28 protein-coding genes and 2 tRNA genes are annotated in these 24,433 nt (G+C 65.0%); 23 read left to right on the plus strand and 7 right to left on the minus strand.

What is annotated here, in order from left to right; all coding sequences use genetic code 11:
- Positions 1 to 3: 3 nt before the first annotated feature.
- The 11 genes from BMX36_RS01185 to BMX36_RS01235 all read left to right on the plus strand — a co-directional run bounded on the left by BMX36_RS01185 (position 4) and on the right by BMX36_RS01235 (position 8,746).
- On the plus strand, positions 4 to 393 hold the full coding sequence (locus BMX36_RS01185; protein ID WP_066776550.1) for a response regulator: 390 nt from the start codon (positions 4 to 6) through the stop codon (positions 391 to 393).
- 8 nt (positions 394 to 401) lie between these two features.
- Entirely contained in the window at positions 402 to 914 is a 513-nt protein-coding gene (locus tag BMX36_RS01190) for a chemotaxis protein CheD (protein ID WP_093063385.1), read from the plus strand.
- A 35-nt stretch (positions 915 to 949) separates the two neighbouring features.
- Positions 950 to 1,243 carry a hypothetical protein gene (locus BMX36_RS01195; protein ID WP_093063386.1) on the plus strand — a complete coding sequence of 98 codons (294 nt, stop codon included), beginning with the start codon at positions 950 to 952 and terminating at the stop codon, positions 1,241 to 1,243.
- A gap of 2 nt (positions 1,244 to 1,245) precedes the next feature.
- Entirely contained in the window at positions 1,246 to 2,109 is an 864-nt protein-coding gene (locus BMX36_RS01200; RefSeq protein ID WP_093063387.1) for a flagellar motor protein MotB, read from the plus strand.
- Between the two features lie 11 nt (positions 2,110 to 2,120).
- Entirely contained in the window at positions 2,121 to 2,564 is a 444-nt protein-coding gene (locus BMX36_RS01205) for a hypothetical protein (protein WP_093063388.1), read from the plus strand.
- A gap of 322 nt (positions 2,565 to 2,886) precedes the next feature.
- Entirely contained in the window at positions 2,887 to 5,739 is a 2,853-nt protein-coding gene (locus BMX36_RS01210) for a monovalent cation/H+ antiporter subunit A (protein ID WP_093063389.1), read from the plus strand.
- A 2-nt stretch (positions 5,740 to 5,741) separates the two neighbouring features.
- On the plus strand, positions 5,742 to 6,098 hold the full coding sequence (locus BMX36_RS01215; protein WP_066780215.1) for a Na+/H+ antiporter subunit C: 357 nt from the start codon (positions 5,742 to 5,744) through the stop codon (positions 6,096 to 6,098).
- The gene (locus BMX36_RS01220) at positions 6,095 to 7,600 is read left to right on the plus strand and encodes a monovalent cation/H+ antiporter subunit D (protein ID WP_093063390.1); all 1,506 of its coding nucleotides are present in this window, start codon (positions 6,095 to 6,097) and stop codon (positions 7,598 to 7,600) included. Before BMX36_RS01215 ends, BMX36_RS01220 begins: the two co-directional genes overlap by 4 nt.
- Positions 7,597 to 8,085, plus strand: a complete 489-nt coding sequence (locus tag BMX36_RS01225; RefSeq protein WP_066780209.1) for a Na+/H+ antiporter subunit E — start codon at positions 7,597 to 7,599, stop codon at positions 8,083 to 8,085. Before BMX36_RS01220 ends, BMX36_RS01225 begins: the two co-directional genes overlap by 4 nt.
- Positions 8,082 to 8,351 (plus strand): K+/H+ antiporter subunit F, encoded by a 270-nt coding sequence (locus tag BMX36_RS01230; protein ID WP_093063391.1) that lies wholly within the window; start codon positions 8,082 to 8,084, stop codon positions 8,349 to 8,351. Before BMX36_RS01225 ends, BMX36_RS01230 begins: the two co-directional genes overlap by 4 nt.
- Positions 8,348 to 8,746 carry a Na+/H+ antiporter subunit G gene (locus BMX36_RS01235; RefSeq protein ID WP_218142117.1) on the plus strand — a complete coding sequence of 133 codons (399 nt, stop codon included), beginning with the start codon at positions 8,348 to 8,350 and terminating at the stop codon, positions 8,744 to 8,746. Before BMX36_RS01230 ends, BMX36_RS01235 begins: the two co-directional genes overlap by 4 nt.
- A 32-nt stretch (positions 8,747 to 8,778) precedes the next feature.
- Here BMX36_RS01235 and BMX36_RS01240 read toward each other — a convergent pair whose 3' ends face one another.
- The gene (locus tag BMX36_RS01240) at positions 8,779 to 10,200 is read right to left on the minus strand and encodes a sigma-54-dependent transcriptional regulator (RefSeq protein WP_093063392.1); all 1,422 of its coding nucleotides are present in this window, start codon (positions 10,198 to 10,200) and stop codon (positions 8,779 to 8,781) included.
- A 128-nt stretch (positions 10,201 to 10,328) separates the two neighbouring features.
- Here BMX36_RS01240 and BMX36_RS01245 point away from each other — a divergent pair, with 128 nt between their 5' ends.
- From BMX36_RS01245 to BMX36_RS01275, 7 genes are all read left to right on the plus strand, one after another.
- Complete coding sequence (locus tag BMX36_RS01245) at positions 10,329 to 10,463, plus strand: aa3-type cytochrome c oxidase subunit IV (protein WP_231731802.1); 135 nt, start codon at positions 10,329 to 10,331, stop codon at positions 10,461 to 10,463.
- A 3-nt stretch (positions 10,464 to 10,466) separates the two neighbouring features.
- Positions 10,467 to 11,591 (plus strand): NAD(P) transhydrogenase subunit alpha, encoded by a 1,125-nt coding sequence (locus tag BMX36_RS01250; protein ID WP_093063393.1) that lies wholly within the window; start codon positions 10,467 to 10,469, stop codon positions 11,589 to 11,591.
- A 126-nt stretch (positions 11,592 to 11,717) separates the two neighbouring features.
- Positions 11,718 to 12,017 (plus strand): NAD(P) transhydrogenase subunit alpha part 2, encoded by a 300-nt coding sequence (locus BMX36_RS01255; protein ID WP_066778800.1) that lies wholly within the window; start codon positions 11,718 to 11,720, stop codon positions 12,015 to 12,017.
- A 99-nt stretch (positions 12,018 to 12,116) separates the two neighbouring features.
- Positions 12,117 to 13,625 (plus strand): NAD(P)(+) transhydrogenase (Re/Si-specific) subunit beta, encoded by a 1,509-nt coding sequence (locus tag BMX36_RS01260; RefSeq protein ID WP_093063394.1) that lies wholly within the window; start codon positions 12,117 to 12,119, stop codon positions 13,623 to 13,625.
- Between the two features lie 125 nt (positions 13,626 to 13,750).
- Complete coding sequence (locus BMX36_RS01265) at positions 13,751 to 14,698, plus strand: winged helix DNA-binding protein (RefSeq protein ID WP_093063395.1); 948 nt, start codon at positions 13,751 to 13,753, stop codon at positions 14,696 to 14,698.
- A gap of 101 nt (positions 14,699 to 14,799) precedes the next feature.
- Positions 14,800 to 14,875: transfer RNA gene (locus BMX36_RS01270), tRNA-Val, on the plus strand.
- A gap of 139 nt (positions 14,876 to 15,014) precedes the next feature.
- Positions 15,015 to 15,527 carry a DUF2141 domain-containing protein gene (locus tag BMX36_RS01275; protein ID WP_082746179.1) on the plus strand — a complete coding sequence of 171 codons (513 nt, stop codon included), beginning with the start codon at positions 15,015 to 15,017 and terminating at the stop codon, positions 15,525 to 15,527.
- Positions 15,528 to 15,539: 12 nt separating this feature from the next.
- Here the strand turns inward: BMX36_RS01275 and BMX36_RS01280 are convergent, their stop codons facing one another.
- On the minus strand, positions 15,540 to 15,881 hold the full coding sequence (locus tag BMX36_RS01280) for a hypothetical protein (RefSeq protein WP_143058488.1): 342 nt from the start codon (positions 15,879 to 15,881) through the stop codon (positions 15,540 to 15,542).
- A 246-nt stretch (positions 15,882 to 16,127) separates the two neighbouring features.
- Here BMX36_RS01280 and BMX36_RS01285 point away from each other — a divergent pair.
- Positions 16,128 to 16,204 (plus strand) — tRNA-Arg (locus BMX36_RS01285).
- Here BMX36_RS01285 and BMX36_RS01290 read toward each other — a convergent pair.
- From BMX36_RS01290 to BMX36_RS01305, 4 genes are all read right to left on the minus strand, one after another.
- Positions 16,160 to 17,860 (minus strand): recombinase family protein, encoded by a 1,701-nt coding sequence (locus BMX36_RS01290; RefSeq protein WP_093065119.1) that lies wholly within the window; start codon positions 17,858 to 17,860, stop codon positions 16,160 to 16,162. The two genes, BMX36_RS01285 and BMX36_RS01290, sit on opposite strands and share 45 nt — an antisense overlap.
- An 18-nt stretch (positions 17,861 to 17,878) precedes the next feature.
- Positions 17,879 to 18,124, minus strand: coding sequence for a hypothetical protein (locus BMX36_RS01295; protein WP_093063397.1), 246 nt, complete (start codon positions 18,122 to 18,124; stop codon positions 17,879 to 17,881).
- 82 nt (positions 18,125 to 18,206) lie between these two features.
- The gene (locus BMX36_RS01300; RefSeq protein ID WP_093063398.1) at positions 18,207 to 18,629 is read right to left on the minus strand and encodes a type II toxin-antitoxin system VapC family toxin; all 423 of its coding nucleotides are present in this window, start codon (positions 18,627 to 18,629) and stop codon (positions 18,207 to 18,209) included.
- Positions 18,626 to 18,874, minus strand: a complete 249-nt coding sequence (locus tag BMX36_RS01305; protein ID WP_093065121.1) for a FitA-like ribbon-helix-helix domain-containing protein — start codon at positions 18,872 to 18,874, stop codon at positions 18,626 to 18,628. Before BMX36_RS01305 ends, BMX36_RS01300 begins: the two co-directional genes overlap by 4 nt.
- 461 nt (positions 18,875 to 19,335) lie before the next feature.
- Between BMX36_RS01305 and BMX36_RS01310 the strand changes: the two genes are divergently transcribed.
- The 3 genes from BMX36_RS01310 (at position 19,336) to BMX36_RS01320 (ending at position 23,494) form a co-directional block, all read left to right on the plus strand.
- Complete coding sequence (locus BMX36_RS01310; protein ID WP_093063399.1) at positions 19,336 to 21,405, plus strand: ParB/RepB/Spo0J family partition protein; 2,070 nt, start codon at positions 19,336 to 19,338, stop codon at positions 21,403 to 21,405.
- Positions 21,406 to 22,065: 660 nt separating this feature from the next.
- Positions 22,066 to 22,365: a DUF736 domain-containing protein gene (locus BMX36_RS01315; protein ID WP_093065123.1), complete on the plus strand. Its 300-nt coding sequence runs from the start codon at positions 22,066 to 22,068 to the stop codon at positions 22,363 to 22,365.
- 286 nt (positions 22,366 to 22,651) lie between these two features.
- Positions 22,652 to 23,494 (plus strand): DUF932 domain-containing protein, encoded by an 843-nt coding sequence (locus tag BMX36_RS01320; RefSeq protein ID WP_093063400.1) that lies wholly within the window; start codon positions 22,652 to 22,654, stop codon positions 23,492 to 23,494.
- Positions 23,495 to 23,655: 161 nt separating this feature from the next.
- On the opposite strand, the gene BMX36_RS01325 is transcribed toward BMX36_RS01320, so the two are convergent.
- Positions 23,656 to 23,883, minus strand: a complete 228-nt coding sequence (locus tag BMX36_RS01325; protein WP_093063401.1) for a helix-turn-helix domain-containing protein — start codon at positions 23,881 to 23,883, stop codon at positions 23,656 to 23,658.
- Between the two features lie 157 nt (positions 23,884 to 24,040).
- On the opposite strand from BMX36_RS01325, the gene BMX36_RS01330 reads away from it, so the two are divergent.
- The gene (locus BMX36_RS01330) at positions 24,041 to 24,313 is read left to right on the plus strand and encodes a DNA -binding domain-containing protein (protein ID WP_093063402.1); all 273 of its coding nucleotides are present in this window, start codon (positions 24,041 to 24,043) and stop codon (positions 24,311 to 24,313) included.
- Positions 24,314 to 24,433 lie beyond the last annotated feature (120 nt).

Consider the following 24,433-nt stretch of genomic DNA (forward strand, 5'->3'; position numbering starts at 1 on the left):
CACATGCCCGCTGCGTCTGCAATCAAAGTGATGGTGGTCGATGATCAGACCAGCATGCGCGCGATGATCCGCAGGACCCTCCAGGACCTGGGGTTCAAGGACATCCGCGATAAGCCCACCGCTCCCGAGGCGCTGGAAGCCGTCCGCTCCGACCGCGTGCATTTGATCATCTCCGACTACAACATGCCGGAGATGGACGGACTCCAGTTCCTGGAGGCCGTCCGCAAGGATGGCGTGATCGGCAAGACGGTCTTCATCATGCTGACGGGTTCGTCCGATCGAGAGATCGTGCAGAAGGCCGCGGCACTCGGGGTGAACAACTATCTTGTGAAGCCATTTGCGCCGGCGGCGCTGAAAGAGAAGATCGAGCGCGTCTTCGGCGCGCTGGCCTGATTCACGACATGCGCCGCATCTCCATCATCCAGGGCGAACATGCCGTGGTGTCGGAACCGGGAACCGTGATCACCACGCTCCTTGGCTCCTGCATCGCGGTCTGCCTGCAGGACAGCATCACCCGGATCGGCGGCATGAACCACTTTCTGCTCGGTGAGCCCGGCAAGGACCAGCGGGTGAACGGGCAGGACCTGCACCATTATGGTCTTCACGCCATGGAGCTGCTGATCAACGCCATGATGCAGCGCGGGGCCCTGCGCACTGGTTTGCGCGCACACGTTTACGGCGGCGCAAACATCGTTCCCGGCCTGGGCCCGATCGGCAGCAGCAATGCCGCCTTCGCGCGCCGCTTCCTCGAAACAGAAGGGATCGCGTTGGGCCATGTCGACCTGGGAGGCACCCAGGCGCGCAAGGTCGAGTTCCTGCCTTTCGAGGGGAAGGCGCGTGCCACCCCGGTTGCCGAAGCACCGCCGGTCGCCGTCTCCGTCGCGCCGCGCGGCGGCGAGCTCGAACTGTTCTGACGCCAGTCTCCCCGATCCACGGAAGCGTTTACGCCATGACCCAGACCGATCATCTCGCTTCGCATCTCCACACCGCGGTGGCCGAGGAGCTGCGGCATGTGCGCGTCCTGCTGGAGCAATTGTCCATGCTCCTCGTCGCGGATGAGCATTTTGCCCTTCATCATCTCGAGAAGATGCAGATGTTTGATCTGCTGATCCAATGCACCGATGAGAGCGCTGCCGTGCTTGACCGCATGGCGGCCGGCGCCAAATCGCATGATGCGATCGAGCCGGTACGCCTGGAGGTGGTGCAGGACCGGTTGCGCGCGGCGCTCGCCAAGGCGGCTTGACCATGGCCACCCGTCCCAACGAGCGGCCGACCATCGTCATCCGCAAGATCAAGAAGATTTCCGGCGGCCATCACGGCGGCGCGTGGAAGGTCGCCTATGCCGATTTCGTGACCGCGATGATGGCCTTTTTCATGCTGCTCTGGCTGATCAGCAATCCGGACAAGCAGCAGCTGAAGGGACTGGCCGAGTATTTCTCCCCCGCTGCGCCGAGTGCGGCGGCGTCCACGGCGATGGGCGATTCGCCGGGCGACACGCTCGGTGCCGGCGGCCGGACGGTACGCAGCCGTACCGACAGCGCAGCGCCCATCGGTCAGCCGTCGGCGGAAAGCGCCACGGCCGGCGTGGCCCGGGGCGGCACCGCCAATGTGCCGGACGCGTCGCTGCGCGTGCTCGCGCAGGAATTGCGCATCGCCATCGACAGCCTGCCGCAAGGAGAGGACGCCAGGCAGAATGTGAAGGTGGCACCATCCCGCGATGGGATGCGCATCAATCTGATGGACAGCGCCAAACGATCCATGTTCCGCGGCAGCACGGCGGAACTCAATGACTTCGCCCGCCTGATGCTGCGGCAGATTTCGGCCAAGCTTGCCAAATCAGGAACGATGATTGCGATCGAGGGGCATACCGACAGCGTCGGGGGCTCGTCCGATGCGAACTGGCGACTTTCGGGAGAGCGCGCCTTGTCCGCGCGCAACGTTATGGTGGCGGCGGGCATCACCACCGACCGCTTCTCCGAGGTCGTGGCGAAGGCCGGCACCGAGCCGGTCTATCCCGATCAGCCGGATCGGCCCGAGAACCGGCGCATCACCATCGTCGTGATCGGCGAAGCGCCGTCGCTGCCGACCGACGCAAGCTTCAAGTTCTGAGGTTCAGCGCCATGAAGAAGATACTCCTGCCGCTTGCCGTGCTGATCGCGGGAGCCGGCGTTGGCGGCGCGGCCGCTTATGGCACCACGCTGATTACCGGTGGATCACCGGTCGAACAGGGCGTGTCCGTCGAGGAGCGCGGCGATACGGCATTCGTCCCGGCCACGGAGGTGGTCGCCCCTTTGGTGACGGTCGACGGTCGCCTGGCGGGCTATGTTCAGTTCGAGATCCAGCTGGAAGTAGCGGCGGGAAAGGTGGAGTTCGTCACGGCGCGCCTGCCGCTGCTGCTGCATGCCATCAACATGCGTACCTACAAGACCCCCATGGCAGCGGGGCCGGACGGCATGTTGCCTGATCTGGCAACCTTTCGCGCCATCGTGATGGCCGCCGCGCCAGAAGCGTTCGGGAAAAATGTCGTGAAAGCCGCAGCGCTTACCCAGGCGGTGCCTGCCTGAGAATAGCGAACCAAATGCGGTCGCGCAGTTGATCTGCCTTTGAAGAGGAGGCGACCGGGGAGTTCGCCTTGTGCAACTGTTCGCCCGATCGCGGCGGACCTGCGACGGGGAACGGCCCCGCCAATGCTTGCGGCGTGGCGCTGAGCGCGTAAAAGGAAGCCGGGGTGCTTGGTTCCGCGTCGGGGCGAGCAGGACGTGCGTTGGTCGGGCCGCCAGCGCCGGAGAGCCGTGCCCTGATGTTCCACGATTCGTCGCCTTTCATCCATGCTGCGTTGGAGTCTTGTCCGCTCCGTTTCACCGTATCTGGTGACGGGGGTCACCCTTGTATCTGATCCTGCTGGCTGCCTTGCCATTCCTGGGCGGCGCCTGGCTCGCAGCGCTCCCGCGGGCCAGCCGGAATCTTCAGGCCGGTATCGCGATCGGGCATGTCGTCGCTGCGCTCGGCATACTGCTGTTCATCGCGCCGCCGGTGCTTGGCGGCGTCGCCGCGCAGCTTCATCTGCCGTGGGTGCCGACGCTTGACCTGGCCTTGTCGCTGCGGCTTGATGCGCTGGGGTTGCTGTTCGCGGGGCTGATCCTCGGGATTGGTCTGCTTATCGTCTGCTATGCCCGCTTCTACCTGCCGGAGGGCGAGCCGATGGGGCGTTTCCTGTCGCTGCTGCTACTGTTTCAGGGCGCGATGCTGGGGGTCTCGCTGTCGGGCAACATCTTGCTATTGCTGGTTTTCTGGGAACTGACCAGCCTGTCCTCGTTCCTGCTGATCGGCTTCCGCAGTGACACGGTGGAGGGGCGGCAGGGTGCGCGCATGGCGCTTGCCATTACCGGTGGCGGTGGACTGGCGCTGATCGGCGGGCTGCTGCTGCTGGGCCACATCGCGGGCTCGTACGAACTGGCCGACGTGCTGACGCGTGGTGACCTTGTGCGCGCATCACCGTTATACCCGGTCGCGCTGGTGCTGATCCTGCTCGGATGTTTCACCAAGTCGGCGCAGGTTCCGTTTCACTTCTGGCTGCCGCACGCAATGGCCGCGCCAACCCCCGTCAGCGCCTATCTTCACTCGGCGACGATGGTGAAGGCCGGAGTCTTTCTGATGGCGCGGCTTTGGCCGGTGCTGTCGGGCAGCGACTGGTGGTTCTATCTGGTCGGCACCACCGGTCTGGTGACAATGGTGATCGGGGCAGCAATCGCGCTGTTCAAACACGACCTGAAGGCCATTCTCGCTTATTCCACGATCAGCCAGCTTGGCCTGATGACCATGTTGTTCGGCTTCGGCACGCCGGCGGCGGCGCTGGCCGGCATCTTTCACCTGGTCAACCATTCGCTTTTCAAGGCCGCGTTGTTCATGAACGCCGGCATCGTCGATCATGAAGCGGGCACGCGCGACATTCGTCTGCTCGGCGGCCTAGCGCGCCTGATGCCGATCACGGCGACGCTCGGGATCATCGCCGCCGCGTCCATGGCGGGCCTGCCGCCGCTCGGCGGCTTCCTGTCGAAGGAGATGATGCTGGAGGAGGCGGCGCATACCGGCTGGGCGGGCACGCCATGGGTGGTGCCGCTGCTCGCGCTGGTCGGGGCAGTCCTTTCGGTCGCCTATTCGCTCCGCTTTATTGCGCACCTCTACCTAGGCCCAGCGCGCGATGCCAATCCGGGCAAGCCGCATGATCCCCCTCTGGGCCTATGGGGGCCATCCGCCTTGCTGGTCGCGCTGACCGTGCTGGTCGGTCTGTTTCCGTCGGTGTTGACCGGCTGGCTGATCGCCCCGGCCGCGGCCGACATTACGGGCGGCACCGCGCCTGCTTTTCACCCGGCCTTGTGGCACGGCCTGACTCCGGCGCTGGCGATGAGCGTCATCGCCGTCGCCTTGGGAGCCCTGATGCTCTGGCGTTATGGTTCGCTTCAGCGGGGCTGGGACGGATTGTGGCTGCCTGAGGCCAAGCGCGTGTTCGACGGTGCCGTCGAGCGGATGGTGCAATGGGCGCGCTGGTTGAGCGATACGATCCACAACGGCTCGCTCCAGCGGCAATTGGCGCTCATGTTCCTCTTGGCGGTGGCCATCGCCGCGGAGGCGATCTGGTATGGCGGCTATACGCCAGGAACGCGCCCGCTGCTGCCGGCACCGCCAGTGGCGATCGTCGCCTGGGTGCTGCTGCTGGCCGCCACCGCCTCAGTCGTGCTTGTGCCACGGGAACGATTCCTGACGCTCATCTATATCAGCGTCGTCGGCCTCATCGTGTCGCTCGCCTTCGTCTATCTCTCCGCGCCCGACCTCGCGCTTACCCAGATTTCGGTAGAGACCGTCACGATCCTGCTGCTGCTGCTGGCGCTCAACCTGCTGCCGAAGCAGCCCGTGCAGCTGACGAGCAGGATCGAGCGGATCCGCAACGTGGTGCTCGGGCTGGCGGGCGGGGCGGCAAGCGGCCTTGCGGCCTGGGCGGTGATGACGCGTGAGCCGCGCAACCCGATCTCCTCCTATCACTGGGCGAACAGCTATTCGGGCGGGGGCGGAAAGAATGTGGTGAACGTCACGCTGGTGGACTTCCGCGCCTTCGACACATTCGGTGAAATCACGGTGCTGGGCATCGCCGCGCTGACCATCTTTGCCTTGCTTCAGCCCGCCGCTCGGGGCGTCTCCGGGCAGAGATTGCGGGAGTGGGTGGCCGACTTGCCGCGCTCGCCGGAACGCCACCCGATGATGTTCGCGGTCGCCGCGCGCCTGTTGCTGCCGCTGGCGATGGTGGTCGGCCTTTACATCTTCCTGCGCGGCCACAACTCACCGGGCGGCGGCTTTATCGCCGGGCTGATCTTCTCCATCGCGCTGCTCATGCAATATATGGCATCCGGCTTTGAATGGGCGGATCAGCGGCGGCAGATCGATGAGCATGCGCTGATTGGCTTCGGCGTGATCATCGCTGCGCTCACCGGCGTCGGCTCCCTGTGGTTCGGCGCACCCTTGTTCACCAGTGCCTTTGGCCATGTAACCCTGCCCATAGTCGGCGAATTCGAACTGGCCACCGCCATGCTGTTCGACATCGGCGTTGCCCTGGCGGTGATCGGTGCGGTGATGCTGGCGCTCGCCGAACTCAGCCACATCGCGCAGCGCGCCCAAAAGGAGTCGTTCGAGGATGACGGCCCGATGGACGTCGATCCCGCGAAGCTCCGGGAGGCGCGGCCATGAGCATCGAATTCCTCGTCGCGACCGCGATCGGCGCGCTCACTGCCGCCGGCATCTACCTTTGCCTGCGGGCGCGCACCTTCCCGGTGGTCATCGGCCTTGCCATGATGTCCTACGCGATCAACCTGTTCCTGTTCGCGATGGGGCGTCTGGTGGTCGGCCGCCCGCCGATCTTCGAGAAGAATGCCGCTGTTTATACCGATCCGCTGCCGCAGGCGCTCGTGCTGACAGCGATCGTGATCTCCTTCGGCATGACGGCGCTCGCACTGGTGCTGGCGCTGCGCACGTTTCTTGAGACCGGCACCGATCAGGTCGATGGCAAGCCCGATCCCGATTTGCTCGAGCGGGAAAACCGCCAATGAGCGCGTTGATAGCGGCGCCGGTGCTGCTCCCGGCCTTTGCCGGAACCACGGCCCTGCTGTTCCGACGGCGCCGGCGTTGGATCGGCGCGGCGGTATCGATCGGTGCGACGGCCAGCCTGCTGCTGCTCGCAATCATGCTGATGGTCAAAGCCGGCTCGGGGCAAGTGTCGGCCTATGCCCTGGGTGACTGGCCGGCGCCATTCGGCATCGTGCTGGTGCTCGATCGGCTTGCTGCAATGATGCTGGTGCTGACGGCGGCGCTGGGGCTGGCGGTCAGCGTACATGCGACGCTTACCGCGCTCGACCGGCGTGGCTGGCACTTCCACCCGCTGTTCCAGTTCCAGCTGCTCGGCATCAATGGCGCGTTCCTGACAGGCGACCTGTTCAACCTGTTCGTATTCTTCGAGGTGCTGCTGATCGCCTCGTATGGCCTGCTTCTGCACGGGCAGGGCGCGCGCCGCCTGACGGCCGGCGTGCAATATGTGATCGTCAACCTCGTCGGATCGACGCTGTTCCTGATCGCGCTGGGGCTGCTGTACGGCATCACCGGGACGCTCAACATGGCCGACATGGCGGTGCGCGGCACGACGCTGTTGCCGGGCGATCAAGGGCTGTTCCGCGCCGGCGGCATGTTGCTCATGGCGGTGTTCGCGCTGAAGGCGGCGCTGCTGCCGCTCCATCTGTGGTTGCCACGCGCCTACGCCGGGGCCGCGCCAGCTGTGGCTGCGTTGTTCGCAATCATGACCAAGGTAGGCGCCTATGCGATCATCCGCACTGGCCCGCTGATCTTCGCCGGCGCGGCGGGGCGGTACATGGTTCCTGCCGCGCTTGGCACGATGTTCCTGGGGTTTGCGGGCTTTCTCGCGGCGCGGCACCTGAGGTCGATGGTGGCTTTCGGCCTGATCGGCTCGACCGCGATCCTGCTGGTGGCGGCTGCGCTGTTCGAGGAAAGCGCCATGGCGGCGGCGCTATATTATCTGCCGCACACGACGCTGGCGGCGGCGCTGCTGTTCCTTGTCACCGACCTCGTCATCCGCTGGCGCGGGACGGAGGGCGACGCGATCGTCAGCACGGCGGGCTATGGCGGCCGGCAATTGCTGGCGTTCCTGTTTCTCGCCGGCGGCGTGGCGCTGGCCGGGCTGCCGCCGCTGTCCGGCTTCATTGGCAAGCTCCTGATCCTGGATGCCGCGCTCGCCTCGCCATGGTGGCCAGCCATATGGGCGATGATCCTGGGCACGAGCCTTGTCGCGGTGATCGGGCTCGCGCGCGTGGGCAGCACATTATTCTGGAAGCCGGTGGCGAGTGAGCAGCCCGCGCCGAGCCAGCGCCAGATCAATCCGGCGGAAGCGGCCCCAGCCGCGTTCCTGCTGGTACTTCTGGGATTGCTGACCATCGCTGCCGGTCCAGTGACGGCGTATACGGAGGCGGCGAGCAGGCAGATCTTTGATTCCGCCGATTACATCCGCGCGGTCCTGCCGTCTCTGGGGGGAGCGGGACGGTGAAGCGCATCCTTCCCCATCCCGGTCTCAGCGCGCTGCTTCTGCTGATCTGGCTGCTGATGCTCAATGCATTGAGCATGGGCGGGCTGGTACTCGGCAGTATCTTCGCGATCGTGATCCCGCTCTTCACCGCGGCGTTCTGGCCCGATCGGCCGTTGATGAAATGGGGGCTGCCGCTTCTCGGCTTTCTCCTGCTCGTGCTTCGCGACATCGTCGTTGCCAACTTCCATGTGGCGCGCCTGATCCTGTTTCGTCGCAACGCGGAGCTGCGGACCGCCTGGCTGTCGATCCCGCTGGACCTGCGGTCGGCGGAAGCGATCACCCTGCTTGCGGGTACGATCAGCCTAACGCCCGGAACGGTATCGGCCGACATCTCCACCGATGGGCGGTTTCTTCTCGTCCATGCGCTGGACGTTGCCGATCCGGAGGCCGAAATCGCGAACATCAAGTCTCGGTACGAAAGGCGATTGATGGAGATCTTCAAATGATCGCCATCGCGCTTGCCATCGCAATGGCCTGTATAGCCGCGGCGATGTTGCTCAGCCTGCTGCGGCTGTTCCAAGGGCCGACCGCTGCCGATCGCATCCTGGCGCTGGATACGATGGTGATCAACGCGATCGCGTTCATTATCCTGTTCGGGATCAAGGAAAGAACGACGAGCTATTTCGAAGCGGCATTGCTGCTCGCGATGGTCGGCTTCGTAGGAACAGCAGCCTATTCCAAGTTCCTGTTGCGCGGGGATGTCGTGGAATGACCGGCGTGGCCGTTCTTGCCGATGCGCTGATCGCCGGGCTGCTCCTGATGGGCGGTGCCTTTGCGCTGATCGGAAGCTGGGGACTGGCGAAGTTGCCGGTGCTGATGAGCCGGCTGCACGGGCCGACCAAGGCCACCACCCTGGGCGTCGGAAGCTGCCTGATGGCCTCGATGATCTATTTTCCGGTCCATAGCGGAACTTGGACGGCGCATGAGCTGCTGATTACTTTGTTCCTGTTCCTCACCGCGCCCATCTCGGCCAATCTGATCGCCAAAGCTTATCTTCACGGCTGCCGGACCGAGGAGGGGAAAGGCGCGCCGGAGATGGAGGGCATGCCTGCTCCGCCATCAGGCGAGGCTGATTGGGCGACCTTCGGCCACGACGGGGAACGATAGTCTGCCGGGCGCTCCCTGCGCCCGACCTCCCGCTATGCCGCGCTGTCAATCCCGAGCTCGCTGAGCTTCCGATATAGGGTGGAGCGCCCAATGCCGAGCCGCCGCGCCACTTCCGTCATCCGCCCGCGATAATGGCCGATCGCCAGCCGGATCACATCCGCCTCGATCTCATGCAGCGCGCGAAGATTGCCGTCCGGGTGGAACAGCGTCACGCCGCCCGAGGTGGACATATGCTGCGGCTGGGGCGAGCGTGCGCGGCGCGCGTTGAGGGTGGCGATCTGCGGGAAATCGGCGCGGGTCAGGGCATCGCCCTCGCAAAGCACCGCCGCACGGAACAGCGCATTCTGCAGCTGCCTGACATTCCCGGGCCAGTCATAATCGACCAGCAGCGCCAGCGCATCGTCGGTGATGCCAAGCTGTCGCAATCCCGGCTGCAAAGCGATCCTGGCGAGCAGATGCCGCGCCAATGCCGGAATGTCCTGTGCCCGATCGCGCAATGGCGGGATCGTCACCGGTACGACGTTGAGGCGAAAGAAAAGCTCCTCGCGAAAACGACCGGCTTCCACCTCCTCGACAAGTCGCTTGTTGGTGGCGGCGATGACGCGCACGTCGACCTCGCGCGCGTGTCGCCCGCCCTGCGGCAGGATCAATCCGGATTGCAGCGCATCGTGAAGCCGATCCTGCGTCTCTAGCGGCATTTCCGCGATTTCATCGATGAACAGCGTGCCGCCATCCGCTTCGACAAACTTGCCCACTTTCCGATCAAAAGCACCCGGGAAGGCGCCCGGCTCGTGGCCGAACAGCTCGCTGTCGATCAGGTTGGCCGGCAGGGTGCCGCAATTCACCGTCAGCATCGGCTTTCTGGCGCGCGGGCTGGCCGCATGGACCGCCTCCGCCACCACTTCCTTGCCGACGCCGCTCTCACCCTCGATAAGCACGGCGACTCGGGCGCGCGCCGCCTTGGCCGCGATGGCCAGCGCCGCTCGAAACTGCGGTTCGGACCCGACGATCTCGTCGAAGCCAAGCATCGCGGGGATCTTTTCGGTAAGCGGGCGCAATTCGCCCGCCGCCGTGCCCTCAACGGCAGCTTCCAGCGCCTGCAACAAGCGTTCGGGTGCCAGCGGCTTCACCAGGAAGTCGGTCGCGCCGGCACGCATTGCGTTCACCGCATGGGCGACCGAGCCGTTCGCCGTGACCACCAGCACCGGAAGGGCCGGGCGACGGGCGCGCAACTCGGCGATGAGCGTGGAAGCGTCCGCATCCTCGCCCCAATGATCGAACAGGATCGCGTCCAGCCGCATCCCGTCCTGGGTGCCAAGGGTGGCGATGGCGGTTTCCGCGTCACCGGCAAAGATCGTGCGCCAGCCGCCGCGAGCGGCAAGCGCCGCCACGAGGCGCCGCTGCGCAGGCTCGTCATCGATCAGCATCAGCAAGCGCTGCCCGTTGCGCGTCATCTCTGGTCCTGTCCCATCCGGTGCTCTGCTTTATCGCGTGCAAGTAAAAGCAGGCTTAAGCAGGCTTGAGGGGTGGCCGTCGAGCGGACTAAGACGCTACACAAAGCTTTTTGGGAAAGAGGATGGCTATGGCTGACCATGGTACGACCCGCGGAGACATGAAGGCGCATGCCGCCACTTACGGCCGCGTGATGGGGATGCTGAAGTGGGGAACGGTGGCATGCGTGCTGCTGGCTGCCCTTGTCGTCTGGTTGATCGCCTGAGCCATGAAGATCGCTGTCCTTAAAGAGGGGGCGGACGGCGAGCGGCGAGTGGCGGCAACACCGGAGACGGTGAAGAAGTTCATTCAGCTGGGCGCAGATCTGGCCGTGGAATCCGGCGCTGGCGCTGGCGCGTCGATCGCTGACGAGGCGTATCGCGATGCCGGCGCGACCGTAGGCGATAGGGCAGGCACGCTTGCCGGCGCCGACATCATCCTGGGCGTGCAGGGGCCGGACCCGGCTTCGCTTGCGGGGGCAAAGCCGGGCGCCTGGGTGGCGGCGGGGCTCAATCCGTTCGGTGACCGGGCGCGGGTGGATGCCTATGCATCGTCCGGTCTGGAAGCGCTGGCGATGGAGTTCATGCCGCGCATCACCCGCGCCCAGTCGATGGACATCCTGTCCTCGCAGTCGAATCTGTCCGGGTACAAGGCGGTGCTGGACGCAGCAGCCGAATATGGCCGTGCCTTCCCGATGATGATGACGGCTGCGGGTACCGTTTCGGCGGCGAAGGTGTTCGTCATGGGTGTGGGCGTGGCGGGGCTTCAGGCGATCGCGACCGCGCGCCGCCTGGGGGCGCAGGTGTCCGCCACCGATGTCCGCTCCGCCACCAAGGAGCAGATCATGTCGCTCGGCGCCAAGCCGATCTTCGTGGAGAATGTCGCCGGCATCGAAGGCGAGGGTTCCGGCGGCTATGCGACAGAAATGAGCGAGGAATATCAGAAGGCGCAGGCCGAACTGGTTTCCGGGCACATCGCCAAGCAGGATATCGTCATCACCACCGCCCTGATCCCCGGCCGCGCCGCACCGCGCCTGATCAGCGATGCGCAGATCGCCACCATGCGGCCAGGCAGCGTGATCATCGATCTCGCGGTGGAGCAGGGCGGCAATGTCGAGGGCGCCGTAGCTGGGGAGATCGTCGTCAAACATGGCGTGAAGATCGTCGGCCATCGCAACGTGCCGTCGCGCCTTGCCGCCGATGCCTCGGCCTTGTTTGCCCGCAACCTGTTCAACTTCCTGTCCGCCTTCTGGGACAAGGAACAGGGTCGGCCGGTGCTCGATGAAGAGATTGGCGATGCCGTTCGGCTGACGAAGGACGGCAAGGTGGTCAATCAGCGGCTTCTGACCGCCTGATGCCATCCTGCACGCCGCCCACCGAGCAACAGAGCAATCAGCCGGGGCGGCGAAAGTTGAGGCGTTGGAGGAAAACGCGCGAGTGTCTCAACTTTCTCAACATTCGCGTGGTGTGAGGAGGGGAAGTTGAGCTTCATCGCGATCCTGTCGATCTTTGTGCTGGCCTGTTTCGTCGGCTATTTCGTGGTCTGGTCGGTTACCCCGGCCCTTCACACGCCGTTGATGGCCGTCACCAATGCCATTTCCAGCGTCATCATCGTCGGTGCGCTGATCGCCGCCGCCGCCAGCGGCTCGGCCAGCGCCAAGTGGCTCGGCCTGCTCGGCGTCGTGCTGGCGAGCATCAACATCTTCGGCGGCTTCGCCGTCACCCAGCGGATGCTGGCGATGTACAAGAAGAAGGAACGGCCCGCTGCGGCCAAGCACTAAACACGGGCGTCGCATGGGCCGGGTCGGGCCCGAATGCCATGAAGTGGCGCCACAAAAGGGCGACCCGGCGATGGCCGGACGATTAGGGGGAAGAGGATAGTGGAACACGTCGCGGACAATCCCTGGGTGGCGCTCGCCTACCTGATATCGGGTGTGTGCTTCATCCTCGCCCTGCGGGGTCTCTCCAGCCCTGAAAGCAGCCGGCGGGGTAATCGCTACGGCATGATCGGCATGGCCATTGCCGTGATCACCACGCTCGCGACGCACGTGCCCGTGGTGCCGGTGATCGCGGTCGGTGAGGTCGCCGGCTATGATTATGCCGCATTGCTGCAGCGCGTGGATACGCTGGCCGTGTTCCAGATCCTCGCTGCGATCGCGGTGGGTGCGGTGATCGGTGTGGTCACGGCGCGGCGGATCGCCATGACGGCCATGCCGCAGCTGGTAGCGGCGTTTCACAGCCTCGTCGGCCTTGCCGCGGTGCTGGTGGCGATCGCCGCTTTCCTCAATCCGGTCGCCTTCGGCATTGCCGATGTCGTGACGCCGCTGATCGGTCAGCCCTTCGCCGCGATCCATGGTGTCAGCCGGATCGAGATGATCCTGGGCGTGGCGATCGGCGCGATCACCTTCTCCGGTTCCGTAATCGCCTTCCTCAAGCTGAACGGGAACATGGGCGGCGCCCCGATCATGCTGCCGATGCGCCATGCGATCAACCTCGGCGTCGGGCTGATGATCCTGTGGTTCTCCTTCTCCTTCTGGCTGACCCAGTCTCCGTTCGACTTCTGGATCGTCGTCGCGCTTTCCTTCGCGATCGGTTTCCTCCTGATCATCCCGATCGGCGGTGCGGACATGCCTGTCGTCGTGTCGATGCTGAACAGCTATTCCGGTTGGGCGGCAGCGGCGATGGGCTTCACCTTGCACAATACCGCCATGATCATCACGGGCGCGCTGGTCGGCTCCTCGGGCGCGATCCTCAGCTACATCATGTGCCGCGCGATGAACCGCAGCTTCATCAGCGTGATTGCTGGCGGGTTCGGTGCCGAGGCCGGGCCGAGCGGCGGTGGTGCAGCACAGATCGACCGGCCGTGGAAGCGCGGCTCAGCGGAGGACGCCGCCTTCCTGATGAGCCAGGCGGAGCAGGTCATCATCGTGCCCGGCTACGGCATGGCGGTGGCACAGGCCCAGCACGCGCTGCGCGAGATGGCAGACAAGCTGAAGGAGCATAGCGTCCGCGTAAAATATGCCATCCACCCGGTGGCCGGCCGCATGCCGGGGCATATGAACGTGCTGCTCGCCGAGGCGAACGTGCCCTATGACGAGGTGTTCGAGCTGGAGGACATCAACTCTGAATTTGCTCAAACAGATGTCGCATTCGTCATCGGTGCGAACGACGTCACCAACCCGGCAGCCAAAACCGACAAGTCGTCGCCCATTTATGGTATGCCCGTCTTGGATGTTGAGAAGGCCAAGACCGTTTTGTTCGTCAAGCGGTCCATGGGCGGTGTCGGCTATGCCGGTGTCGACAATGAGGTTTTCTATCGCGACAACACCATGATGCTCCTGGCCGACGCCAAGAAGATGGTCGAGGAAATCGTCAAATCCTTAGATTAGTCCTCGTTGATCCAATTCGGATATGAAACACGTTCCAGCATGTATACCTGCCATTTCGGATGTTAGACAATCGCTAAGTCCGATAATGGTGAACACTTGGGTTCGATCGCGGATCGGAGTGATACATGCAATTGATTGAACGAGAATATCTCGCGCAGATGAGCACGCGATTCGATGCCGTGCTGATCAACGACGCTGGAGAGGAAGAGGTCGGCGGGGCGGGGGCTGCCGCTGCGGTCGCGCTTGCTGGCGGCCGCATCGTCACCTCGGCGCCGCTGCACGACGCCGTGAAGCGGATCGCTGATCTTGCCTCACGCCCGCTCATCCTGATCGACGCGCGATCCGCCTCCGAAGATGACCTTTCGCGGGCGCTGTCCCGGCTGGACGGCCTGGCCGCGGGACGTGACCTGTCCATGGTCGTGGCGATCGATTCGGAACAGATCGATGTGACGGCAGCCGGATTGCAGCTGTCGCGACACCAGATCCTTTGTGACCCGGGCCCGTCCGACTGGATCGGGGCAATCGCCGTCGCTCAGGGAAACACGCATCTCGCGCTGCATGATCGCATCAGCGAGAATGAGGCGGCGCGGCTCGCGAAGCTGAATGCCGAAGTGGCCCGGATCGCCGATGTTCTCGCGCGGCTGTCGAAGCACGACGATCCGCCGCGCAGCGCGCTCGTGGCGGAAGCCGGGCTCGATTTCAGTTCCGAGCCGGGCGGCGAGCATCCGATCACGGCCGCGGACATCCGCCAGATCGTGCGCGCGCGCCGACTGCGCGACCGTTATGTCGGGACCGGACTGTTCGAAGATCCCGCATGGGACATGATGCTCGATCTTTACGCGGCGCACCTCGAACGGGCGCATGTGTCGGTGTCGAGCCTGTGCATCGCCGCCGCAGTGGCGCCCACGACCGCGCTGCGCTGGATCGCCCGGCTGACCGAGGCAGGCCTTTTCGAGCGTCGCCCCGATCCCTTTGACCGCCGTCGCGCCTTCATGTCGCTGACGGAACGCGGGCTTGATGCCATGCGCCGTTATGTTTCCATGGCACGCGCGCTCGGCCTTCCAGTGGTATGACACGCGCCTGCCTCATGGGCGCGCGTACAGCACCGGCGCTATGGCTTGCGGGTCTCTTGTGTAGCGCGCGCGGGGCGCCTAAGGGGCGTGCACCCGAGAGGGGGCGCTTAGCTCAGCTGGTAGAGCGGCTCGTTTACACCGAGTAGGTCGGCGGTTCGAACCCGTCAGCGCCCACCATGATCTCCCTAGCTTCGAACTTCGGTTGCCCGTCAGCACATGGCGGTCGGACATATCGGTGGGGAAGTGTCATGCCGCCGTCTCGTTTCGCCGACGAATCGCCATCGTTGCGCCATCTGCGCGTGGCAGAACCCCTAGGATGAAGTCCTTAGCCTATCTTGCATTCGCCACTGTCCTGCTCGGCAGCCCAGCCCAGGCGCAGGGCGGGGGAGCGATCCTCGGGCCTTATGCGGCGCGCTGTACGGCGGGAAACGCTCCTGCGATCCTGGTCAATGTCGTCGGGCTGAAGAGCCGGTCCGGTCAGTTGCGCGTGCGGACCTTTGGTGGTCCGTCCTCCACCTGGTTCGAGAAGAAGGGGTGGCTGACTCGCGTGGAGGTTCCCACACCGGCGACCGGCCCAATCCGGTTCTGCATGCCTGTCTCAGCGCCGGGCACCTATGCAATCGATCTGCGCCATGACGTCAGCGGCAACGGAAGCACTGATCGCTCCGATGGCGGGGGCGCGTCCGGCGATCCGAAAGTCACGCTGCTCGATTTCGTGCTCGGGCGCAAACCGTCGCCCAAGGTGACAGCCGTGCGGGTGGGTAGCGGCGTGACGGAAATCACCGTCACCGCCATGTATCTGCGCAACGGGGCGTTGCGGCCGCTCTAACCAAGGCAGCCTTCAGGCCGGCGAAAGTCGGCCTTGAAGGGATGAGATCCGCTCCGCCTGCGCCTTGATGGCGGCTCGAGCTTGATCGGCGGCCTGGGTGAGTGGTGGGTAATCGGACGCCAGCGACAAGGCGCGCTCACGTGCCAGATCGTCCAGCGTGACGGCGATGTCCGCGGTTGACGAGCGCAGTTCATCCATCTCCGCCAAGGCGACATGGGCGTTCAGCCAGGCCTCACTCCCGGCCGCCGCGCCCTTCGCAACGGTGACCAATCGTTCAGCGCGGGAACTTGCCGCCTCGAACGCGGCGGAGCGTTCCGCGAGCAATCGGGTGGCCTCTGCGATCTTAGCATCCACGGCAGGATCTGGCTTGCTTGCCTCGGTCGTTGCCGCCGCAGCCGGCTCCTCCAGGCTCTGTGATTCGGCCGGGCGCGGGAGTAGCGATGGATAGCTGGCTGGTGCCGTGCACCCCGTGATCAGCAATCCGGGGACCAAAGACGGGAGGAAAGCGCGCAAAATCATGGCTCGTGCTTACTTTTTCAAAAAGTAGCCCGCAACGCTCTTGCGCAATCTGAAAGTCGCTTCTATCAGCGCCACTCCAACGCGCCCGTAGCTCAGCTGGATAGAGCATCAGACTACGAATCTGAGGGTCGGACGTTCGAATCGTTCCGGGCGCGCCATTTCGGTTCAAAGGCACGAACGCCTAGCACCGCCGCCTCTACGCCAGAGGCGGCGGTTAGGGTTCGGAGCAGCTCGCTCCGCAGCCCACGGATGCGGACCTCTTTCCGGCTCACAACCTCGACTCGCTGCGCGACCGCGCGAACCTGATCACGGGCGAACGTGCCGTCGCCGTTCCGCAGCTTCTTGCGCAGGGCAGACGCAAACGCGCGCAGACTCTCCGGCGTGATCGCCGGGCCAATCTTCACGATATGCGCCAATGCGCGCTCGGAGTCGCCCTTGGCCTGGTCGCGAGTCGCGGTCAGCTCGGCGATGCGATCCTTCAGCGACGGGTCGCTCACGTCGATCACACCGTTCTCAATCGCGTCATAGAGGCGCTTGAGCTTTGCTTCCGCCTCGGTCGCACGCCGCTCAAGATCGGCGACATGCTCGCGGCGCTGGTTCACCCACTCGTCGCGGCGTTCGAGGATCTGATCCATCAGAACTTCGAGCCGCGCCGGGTCGAGCAGCCGGGCTTCGAGATGGCCGACCACCGCCTCATTGAGACGGTCCATCGGCACGGTGATGCCTGGACAGCCGGTCGCACCCTGCCGCGCCTTCGTCGAGCAGGTGTAATAGCGATACTCCCGCCCGACGCTGCTGGTGCCCGTGCGCAGCGTCATGGCGCCGCCGCAGCACGCGCAGAAGCAGATGCCGGTGAGCAGCGTCGGCCCACCCACCGCCATCGGCGGCATCATCTTCGGGCTGCGCGCCTTGAGCGAGCGCTGGACCGCCTCGAACTCCGCTTCCGAGACGATCGGCGGCACTTCCATGACCGCGTGCTCGCTCTCGGGCTTGGGCGTCTTCGTCTTGTGGTCGCGGGTGTTGAAGCGGTGCTGGCCGATATAGGTCGTGCGGGTGAGCACCTGATGCACCGCGCCCAAGCCCCAGCGCCCGCCGTCGCGGGTGCGGATGTTGTTCTCGTTGAGCCAGGTCGCGATCGACTTGAGGCCCATTGGCCCCCGATTATCGACGCCGTTGAGCGCCATGCGGTAGATGCGCCGCACCGTCTCGGCCTGGATCGGGTCGATCTCCAGCTTCTTCTTGATCTTCGCGCCCCGCTCCTCCGCCGCAACCACGCGATAGCCGATCGGCGCCCGCGCGCCGTTCCAGAAGCCTTGCCGGGCATTCTCCTTCATCGCGCGAAGCGTGTGCTTGCCGTTCTCCTTCGACTGATACTCGTCGAACAGCGTCATGATCTGGCGCATCATCACGCTCATCGGATCGTCGCCCAGGTCTTGCGTGATCGAGATCAGCCGCACGCCGTTCTTCGCCAGCTTGCGGACGTAGAACTCGAACTGGAATTGGTCGCGAAAGAACCGCGAGAAGCTGTGGACGAGAATGACATTGAACGTCGGCGGCTTGACCATCGCCGCTTCGATCATCGCCTGGAACGAGGGCCGACGATCATCGGTGGCGGTGTTGCCCGGCTCGACGAACTCGGCCGCGACCGACCACCCCTTGCCGACACAGTAATTCTCCATCTGGCGGCGCTGGTCGGGGATCGACAGATCATGTTCCGCCTGGCGCGGCGTTGAAACTCGCAGATAGAGCGCGGCGCGAGCGGTCGCCACGACCGGCGCCTCATCCTCATCTCGTCGCAGGGCGGCGCTGGTCATGACGCTTCACTCCTCACTTCACGGCAGCGGTCCGAACAGCTTGTCCAGCTCTTGCCGCATATGGCCTTCGATCGCGCGCAGCTCGGCGTCGCCGATCGGAACCTGCTCCGGCCAATCGTCAGTGACGACGATCGGCCCGTCATCCTCGCGCACCGGACGCGAAGCCCGGCGCGGCGCGACGCGGTTGGTGTAGTCGTGCAGGTCATGCGGGCTTTCGGCCCAGCGACGAGGCGTGCGGCGGCGGAGCTTGCGCGGAAGGGCCATTCCGACACGCTGCGTCGCGGCCGCGCCGCGTGCAAAGCCTCTGTCGCGGTGTAGCGCAGATAGGGGCGTGCTGCGGCGGGCGTCATGCTTCGCCCCACGGATCGACAACCGTAATCCCGCAATCGACGAAATCGCGGACGTTACGAGTCGCCAGCCGCGCACCGCGCGAGCGCACGATGGCGGCAATCTGCGCGTCAATCTGACTGATCGGCTTGCCACTCTGTTTCCGACCGGCGGCGATCTCGGGGTAGAAAAGCGCCGCGTCGGTATCGAACGGCAGCACGCGCCCTGCCAGATCGACATCGAACATCGGACGTGCGGCCGCGAGCAGATCATCGCGGCGGCGTCCCTCGGGAAGTAGGGCCAGACCGTAGAAGATTTCCGCCTGTGTCAGCGTCGTCGTAAACACGCCCGCCATCGGCTGCTCGGCGATCCACGCCATGACCCTGGGGTCAGGCTCGCGCCGCATCAGCTCGGAGATGACGTTGGTGTCGAGGACGATCATTCGCCGAAATCCACCGGCGGCCGGATCGCTTCGCGCGGCATGGGAGGCAGATCGACGCCGCCCAACGGGCCGAACCTTTCACGGATTGCTTGAGCGAGATTGCGGGGTCGCGCATCGTCTGTGGAGAGCGCCGAGCGCAGGATGTCGCGGGCCTCGTCTTCCATCGAGCGGCCATTGACGGCCGCGCGCACGCGGAGGCGCTTCTTGATCACATCGTCGATGTTTCGGATCGTCATCACCGCCATGCGGGCCTCCATAAGTCAATGACTTCATATTAGTCGATGCTGTTGAATGTTGCAAGCTCAGAAGGTTTGGCGCCTCCCTGCGGGACCGCCGCCCTATCTCCGCTCCGCTCCGACCGAGCCCCTCAAGGGTCTCGTCCCTGCCGGGTGACGACCGGACTGGCGTGGGGCGCTCGCGCGCCCAATCGGTCAATCCGCCATGCGGATCGGATTCTTCCCGCTGCGGAGATCGGGCCAGGGCTCCGCCAGCCCGATCGCGTTGACGGTCGTTGCACTTCCCGCGATGGGGTGGGCGTCGCTTCCCTCTAGGCCCGCCGCGCCAGGCCGCAACGCGCGCAGGCGCGCTTACCTCCTCTGCGTTCCGGTCCTGCGGATGCTGCCCGGCTCCGCCGGCGGGCCTGCCGGTCGCTCTTTCGCCGCCCACCCCATTCCGGGGTGTGTGTGGTTTTAGAAGGAGTAGTGTGATGAACGCTGTTACCGAAACCGTAGCCGCCGAGCCCGTGTCGGGCGTCGAGATTTTCGTGCCGCTCGCTAAGCTGAAGAAGTCCCCGCGCAATGCCCGCAAGGTGCCGCATGGGGAAGCCGCTATCGAGGCGCTGGCCGCTTCGATCCAGCACAAGGGGTTGATCCAGAACCTTGTCGTGGAACCGGAAGCTAAAGAGGACGGGACGCCGACCGGCTATTATCTCGTCACCGCTGGCGAAGGCCGCAGGCTGGCGATGCTGCTGCGCGTCAAGCGCAAGCAGATCAAGAAATCCGAGCCGGTGCGCTGCTGGCTGGATACGGCGAACGACCCCGCCGAGATCAGTCTGGACGAGAACGTGACCCGGACGCCCATGCACCCCGCCGACCAGTTCGAGCGGTTCGCGGAGCTTTCCAACGACAAGGGTTGGGGGGCGCAGGAGATCGGCGCGCGGTTCGGCGTGTCGGCGGGCGTGGTGAAGCAGCGGCTTCGCTTGGGCGCTGTCAGCCCGAAGCTGTTGCAGGTTTATCGGGAGGACGGGCTTACGCTGGACCAGCTTATGGCCTTCGCCATCACCGAGGACCACACCCGGCAGGAGCAGGTTTTCGAGGGTCTGCACCACAATCGCGAGCCGTGGATCATCCGGCGCGACATGACCGCCGCCAACGTGCCCGCCGATGATCGCCGTGCGGTGTTCGTCGGAGCCGACGCCTATATCGAGGCGGGCGGCAACATCATCCGCGACCTGTTCAGCGAGGACCGGGGCGGGTTCTTCGAGGATGCGAGCTTGCTTGACATGCTCGCCGCCGAGAAGCTGCGCGAGATCGCGGGCGAGGTTCAGGCCGAGGGCTGGAAATGGGCCGAGGCGCATATCGACTATCCCCACGCCCACGGGATGCGGCGCTTCTATCCGCAGACTATCGCCCTGTCCGACGAGGACGAGGCGCGGTTGGAGGCGCTGTCCGCCGAGCATGACGAGCTTGCCGAGGGTTATTCGTCCTACGACGAGATGTCCGAGGACGTGGCGGCGAAGCTGGAGGCGGTGTCCGACGAGATCGACGCCATTTCCGAGAAGCGTTCCGCCTACGACGCCAGCGTGATCGCGCATGGCGGCGCGTTCGTCGTGCTTCACCATGACGGCAGTGTCAGGGTCGAGCGTGGTTTCGTCCGTGCCGAGGACGAGGCGCTGGCGGACCCGCAACCCGAGGACGAAGCCTTCGACCCGAAGGCCGTGGAGGACGAGCAGGCCGAGGACGGCGACGAGGACGTGCAGGAGATCGAGGAAGAGGACGAGGAACCGGGCAAGCCGATTTCCGACAGCCTCACCCGCGACCTGTCCGCCCATCGGACGCTGGCCCTTCGCGTGGCGCTTGGCGAGCGGCCCGATCTGGCGCTGATCGCCCTGACCCACACGCTCACGGCGCAACTGTTCTACAGCTACGCCGAGGCCGGTTGTCTTGAGGTTCGTCCGACCGTGACGCCGCTTGGCAGCCATGCGGACGGGATCGAGGATACTCCGCTGGCCGCAAAGGCGAACGAGGCCCGCGAGGCATGGGCCGAGCGGATGCCGCGTGATGTTGCGGACCTGTGGGGCTTCATCGTCGGGCTGGACGATGAGAAGCGGCTGGCGCTGCTGGCGCATTGCGCGTCCCGCACCGTCAACGCGCTGCGCCTGCCGTGGGACCGCAAACCCCGGACGCTGCAAACGGCGGACAGGCTGGCGACCGCGCTCGCGCTGGACATGGCGAAGGACTGGACGCCCACCGTGGACAGCTACCTTGGCCGCGTCACCAAGGCGCATATCCTTGAAGCCGTCGCCGAAGGCGTTTCCGAGGATGCCGCGCGCCATATCGCGGACAAGAAGAAGCCGGAAATGGCCGAGGCCGCCGAGCAGCGTCTGGCCGGGAGCGGCTGGCTTCCCGCCGCGCTGCGGACGCCGAAGGCGGAAGCGGAGCAGCCCGCGCCCGTCGAGGTCGAAGAGGTGGGAAGCGTGGAGCAGCCGTCCGAAGCGGAGGCTCCCGATACCGAAGCGGAGGACGGCGAAGCGTCCTTCGCCGTCGCCGCCGAATAGCGGCATCAGGCCGGGGCCGCGCGAGCGGTCCCGGCCTTTCATTTCGGCCGGCGAAAAATCGCGGCCGCGCCCGTTGGGGCGCGGCCGCTTTCGTTTTGCGAACACGCGATCCTCCCAAGGGAGGCGCAACGGGTGGCGTATTGACGGGCAGCGTCTTGGCGATCGGTTCGCCGATTGAGCTTGTCACACCCTGGAGGCGGGGTCGCGTCGCGATGACGATACTGCGGTTCAGGGACTGCAAATCCCACGTCGCATTCGATGTATGTTTGTCGAGGTTGCGGGCCGTCGTTTGCGCCCGCCATCCCATGATCGCCTCCGTTGTCGGTCGTTTGCTGATCGCGGGGTTGAGCACAGCAGCCGTTTTCCGCCTGTCAAGTCGCGAGGTGCGCCAAGGCGTCTGGTTTCGGCTTCGGCATGACCGCGCGGCCTCTCGATTGGCTTGATCTAACCGGGGCCGGCTTCGCCTTGCTCGGCCTGGTGCAACGCCGCCGCGCGGCTTTTTTCCGCCGCCTTCGGCTTTGCATCGCGAAACAAAAAAGCCGCGCGTCGCCATCCTCCGCTGCGCTTCGGCCGCAAGCGGTGCGCGCCCGATCATCCCCGCTTCACCGATCGCCATCGAGGCCGCGGCGGTCGCGGCCCGAGATCGAAAGGAACTTTGACATGGCGACCATCGGCACCTTCACCCAGGCGGCCAACGGCTCCTTCACCGGAACCATCAAGACGCTCACCCTCAACGCCAAGGCCACCCTCCGGCCGATCGACAAGGAGAGCGAGAAAGCCCCCGACTACCGCCTCGCGGTCGGTTCGGTCGAGTGCGGCGCGGGATGGAAGAAGACCAGCCGCGAGAACCGCGAATACATCTCGGTCAAGCTGGACGATCCCACCTTCCCGGCCCCGATCTACGCCACCCTGTCCGAGACGGACACCGCCGGCGAATATGCGCTGATCTGGTCGCGCTGACCCCGACACGGCGCCCCGCTCCTTCGGAGCGGGGCGTCTTCGCGCGTTTGTCTCGTCGGTTTTCAAAGCGGACGGGCCAATCGGCCCGGCATGTTGTCGGAGGTGCTTGGGGCGCTGCCCCGGCGCACTTCAAGCAGCTTCCGCCCAGCTTCCTCCACGCGCGAGCGCGTTCCGTGCAGCCGGTTCCCCGCGAAGCCGCTTTCCGTTTGCACCCCCGGTCTCGCCGACGGGCAGGGTTTCAGCGCGGCGCTCCGCTGCGCGGAAACCCAAGCCCAAGGAGGCCAAAATGCACTACCAGCTTGCCACCCGGTTCGGCCGCAACGCCCATCAGATCAGCGGCCGGGAGCCGCTCGACAACGAGGCGCTCTATCGGCATGTCCCGTCCATCTTCGCCCGCGAGGCGCACGACAGCCGTTCGGAGCGGTATGTCTATGTTCCCACCATCGACATCGTGGAAGGGCTACGCCGGGAGGGGTGGTCGCCGTTCTTCGCAGTCCAGTCGGTGCCGCGCGACGGCAGCCGACACGGCCACGCCAAGCACATGCTGCGCCTGCGTCGGGATGACGGCATCGGCAAGCCCGAAGCCGCCGAAGTCATCATCGTGAACAGCCATGATGGGACAAGCGCCTATCAGATGTTCGCCGGGATGCTGCGCTTTGTCTGCACCAACAGCATGATTGCAGGCGAGCGGTTCGAGGAAGTCCGCGTGCCGCATAAAGGCAATATCGAGCATGACATTATCGAAGGCGTGTTCACTGTCGCGGAGGATTTCCCCCGGCTGGTCGACGCCAGCGAGTCTATGAAGGCGATCCAGCTTTCGCCCGATGAGCAACGCTTGCTCGGCGAAGTCAGCCTTGTCGCCCGTTATGGCGATGATGAGAGCCCGATTCGGCCCGAGCAGATCATCGAGCCACGCCGCCGCGAGGATGTGGACCGCAGCCTATGGACCACGTTCAACGTCATTCAGGAGAATGTGGTTCGTGGCGGGTTGCAGGGCCGTAAGCGCAATGCCGAGGGCCGTATCCGCCGCGCGCAGACCCGCGCGATCAACGGCATCGACCAGAATGTGACGCTCAACCGCGCGCTCTGGACGCTGGCCGAGGGGATGCAGCGCCTCAAAGCGGCCTGACCATAACTACCGCAGGGCCGGAGTTTCCGGCCCTGCGGCTTTGCCATTTTCGCGCCGATCCGCTGCGCTGGATCGGCGGCGGCCGCGCGTCCCAAGGTCCGCGCGGCCGCAACGGCGCGCTCGCCGGGCTGGTGCCCGGCTCGCGCCGAAGTTTTGCGAAGCTAGTCGGTTTCGGACGGATCGAGTTCGGCAACAAGATCGGCGGGCGTGACGCCAAGCGCGGAAGCCAAGTGAAACAAGGTGACGACGGTCGGATTGCGCCGGCCGCGCTCCAGATCGCTGACATATTGTTGGGTAAAGCCGGACGTCTCGGCAAAGCGCTCTTGGGTAAAGCCCTTATCCTTCCTCAGCTTAGCGAAGTTCAATCCCACTAGGCGGCGCATATCCATGCGCGCGAAGCTGGACGATACATCTCATCCGGTTTATCCCATATCAGTTGTATTGGCTAAATCGCACTATCCGCCGCTGCGGGAGGTGCATCTAACGATGCAAGGCTTGCGCATATCCGGTTCTGTTTTTTGAGCTAGGCTGGTTAACGGGGACACCATGAGCACCAGCCAATTCGCCGATCGCGCGCCGGAGGTATCGCAGCTCACGGCCTATGACGAAAGCCATCTCACTGTCTATTTGCGGCTGCTCGATGCGGACGAAGGAGGAGCGGACTGGCGCGAGGCGGCGGCCGTGATTCTCGGCGTAGACCCAGCCGCCGAGCCGCAACGAGCCAAGGCGATGCACGATAGCCACCTTGCTCGCGCGCGGTGGATGACGGAGGTTGGTTACGCGCATCTGCTCGGCTGCGAGCGCCCGCTAAGTCGTTAAGTTTTAATCCATTTTGGTATCAATTCATTGCTTCCGTCGCAGCGCGCGCGGCATGGTTGAACTCATCCTTGCCGCTATCATGCGTTGGGTAAGGCGGCGACTTTCATCCTCCGAAATCTG

The sequence above is a fragment of the Sphingomonas sp. OV641 genome, from assembly GCF_900109205.1.
Lineage (GTDB): Bacteria > Pseudomonadota > Alphaproteobacteria > Sphingomonadales > Sphingomonadaceae > Sphingomonas.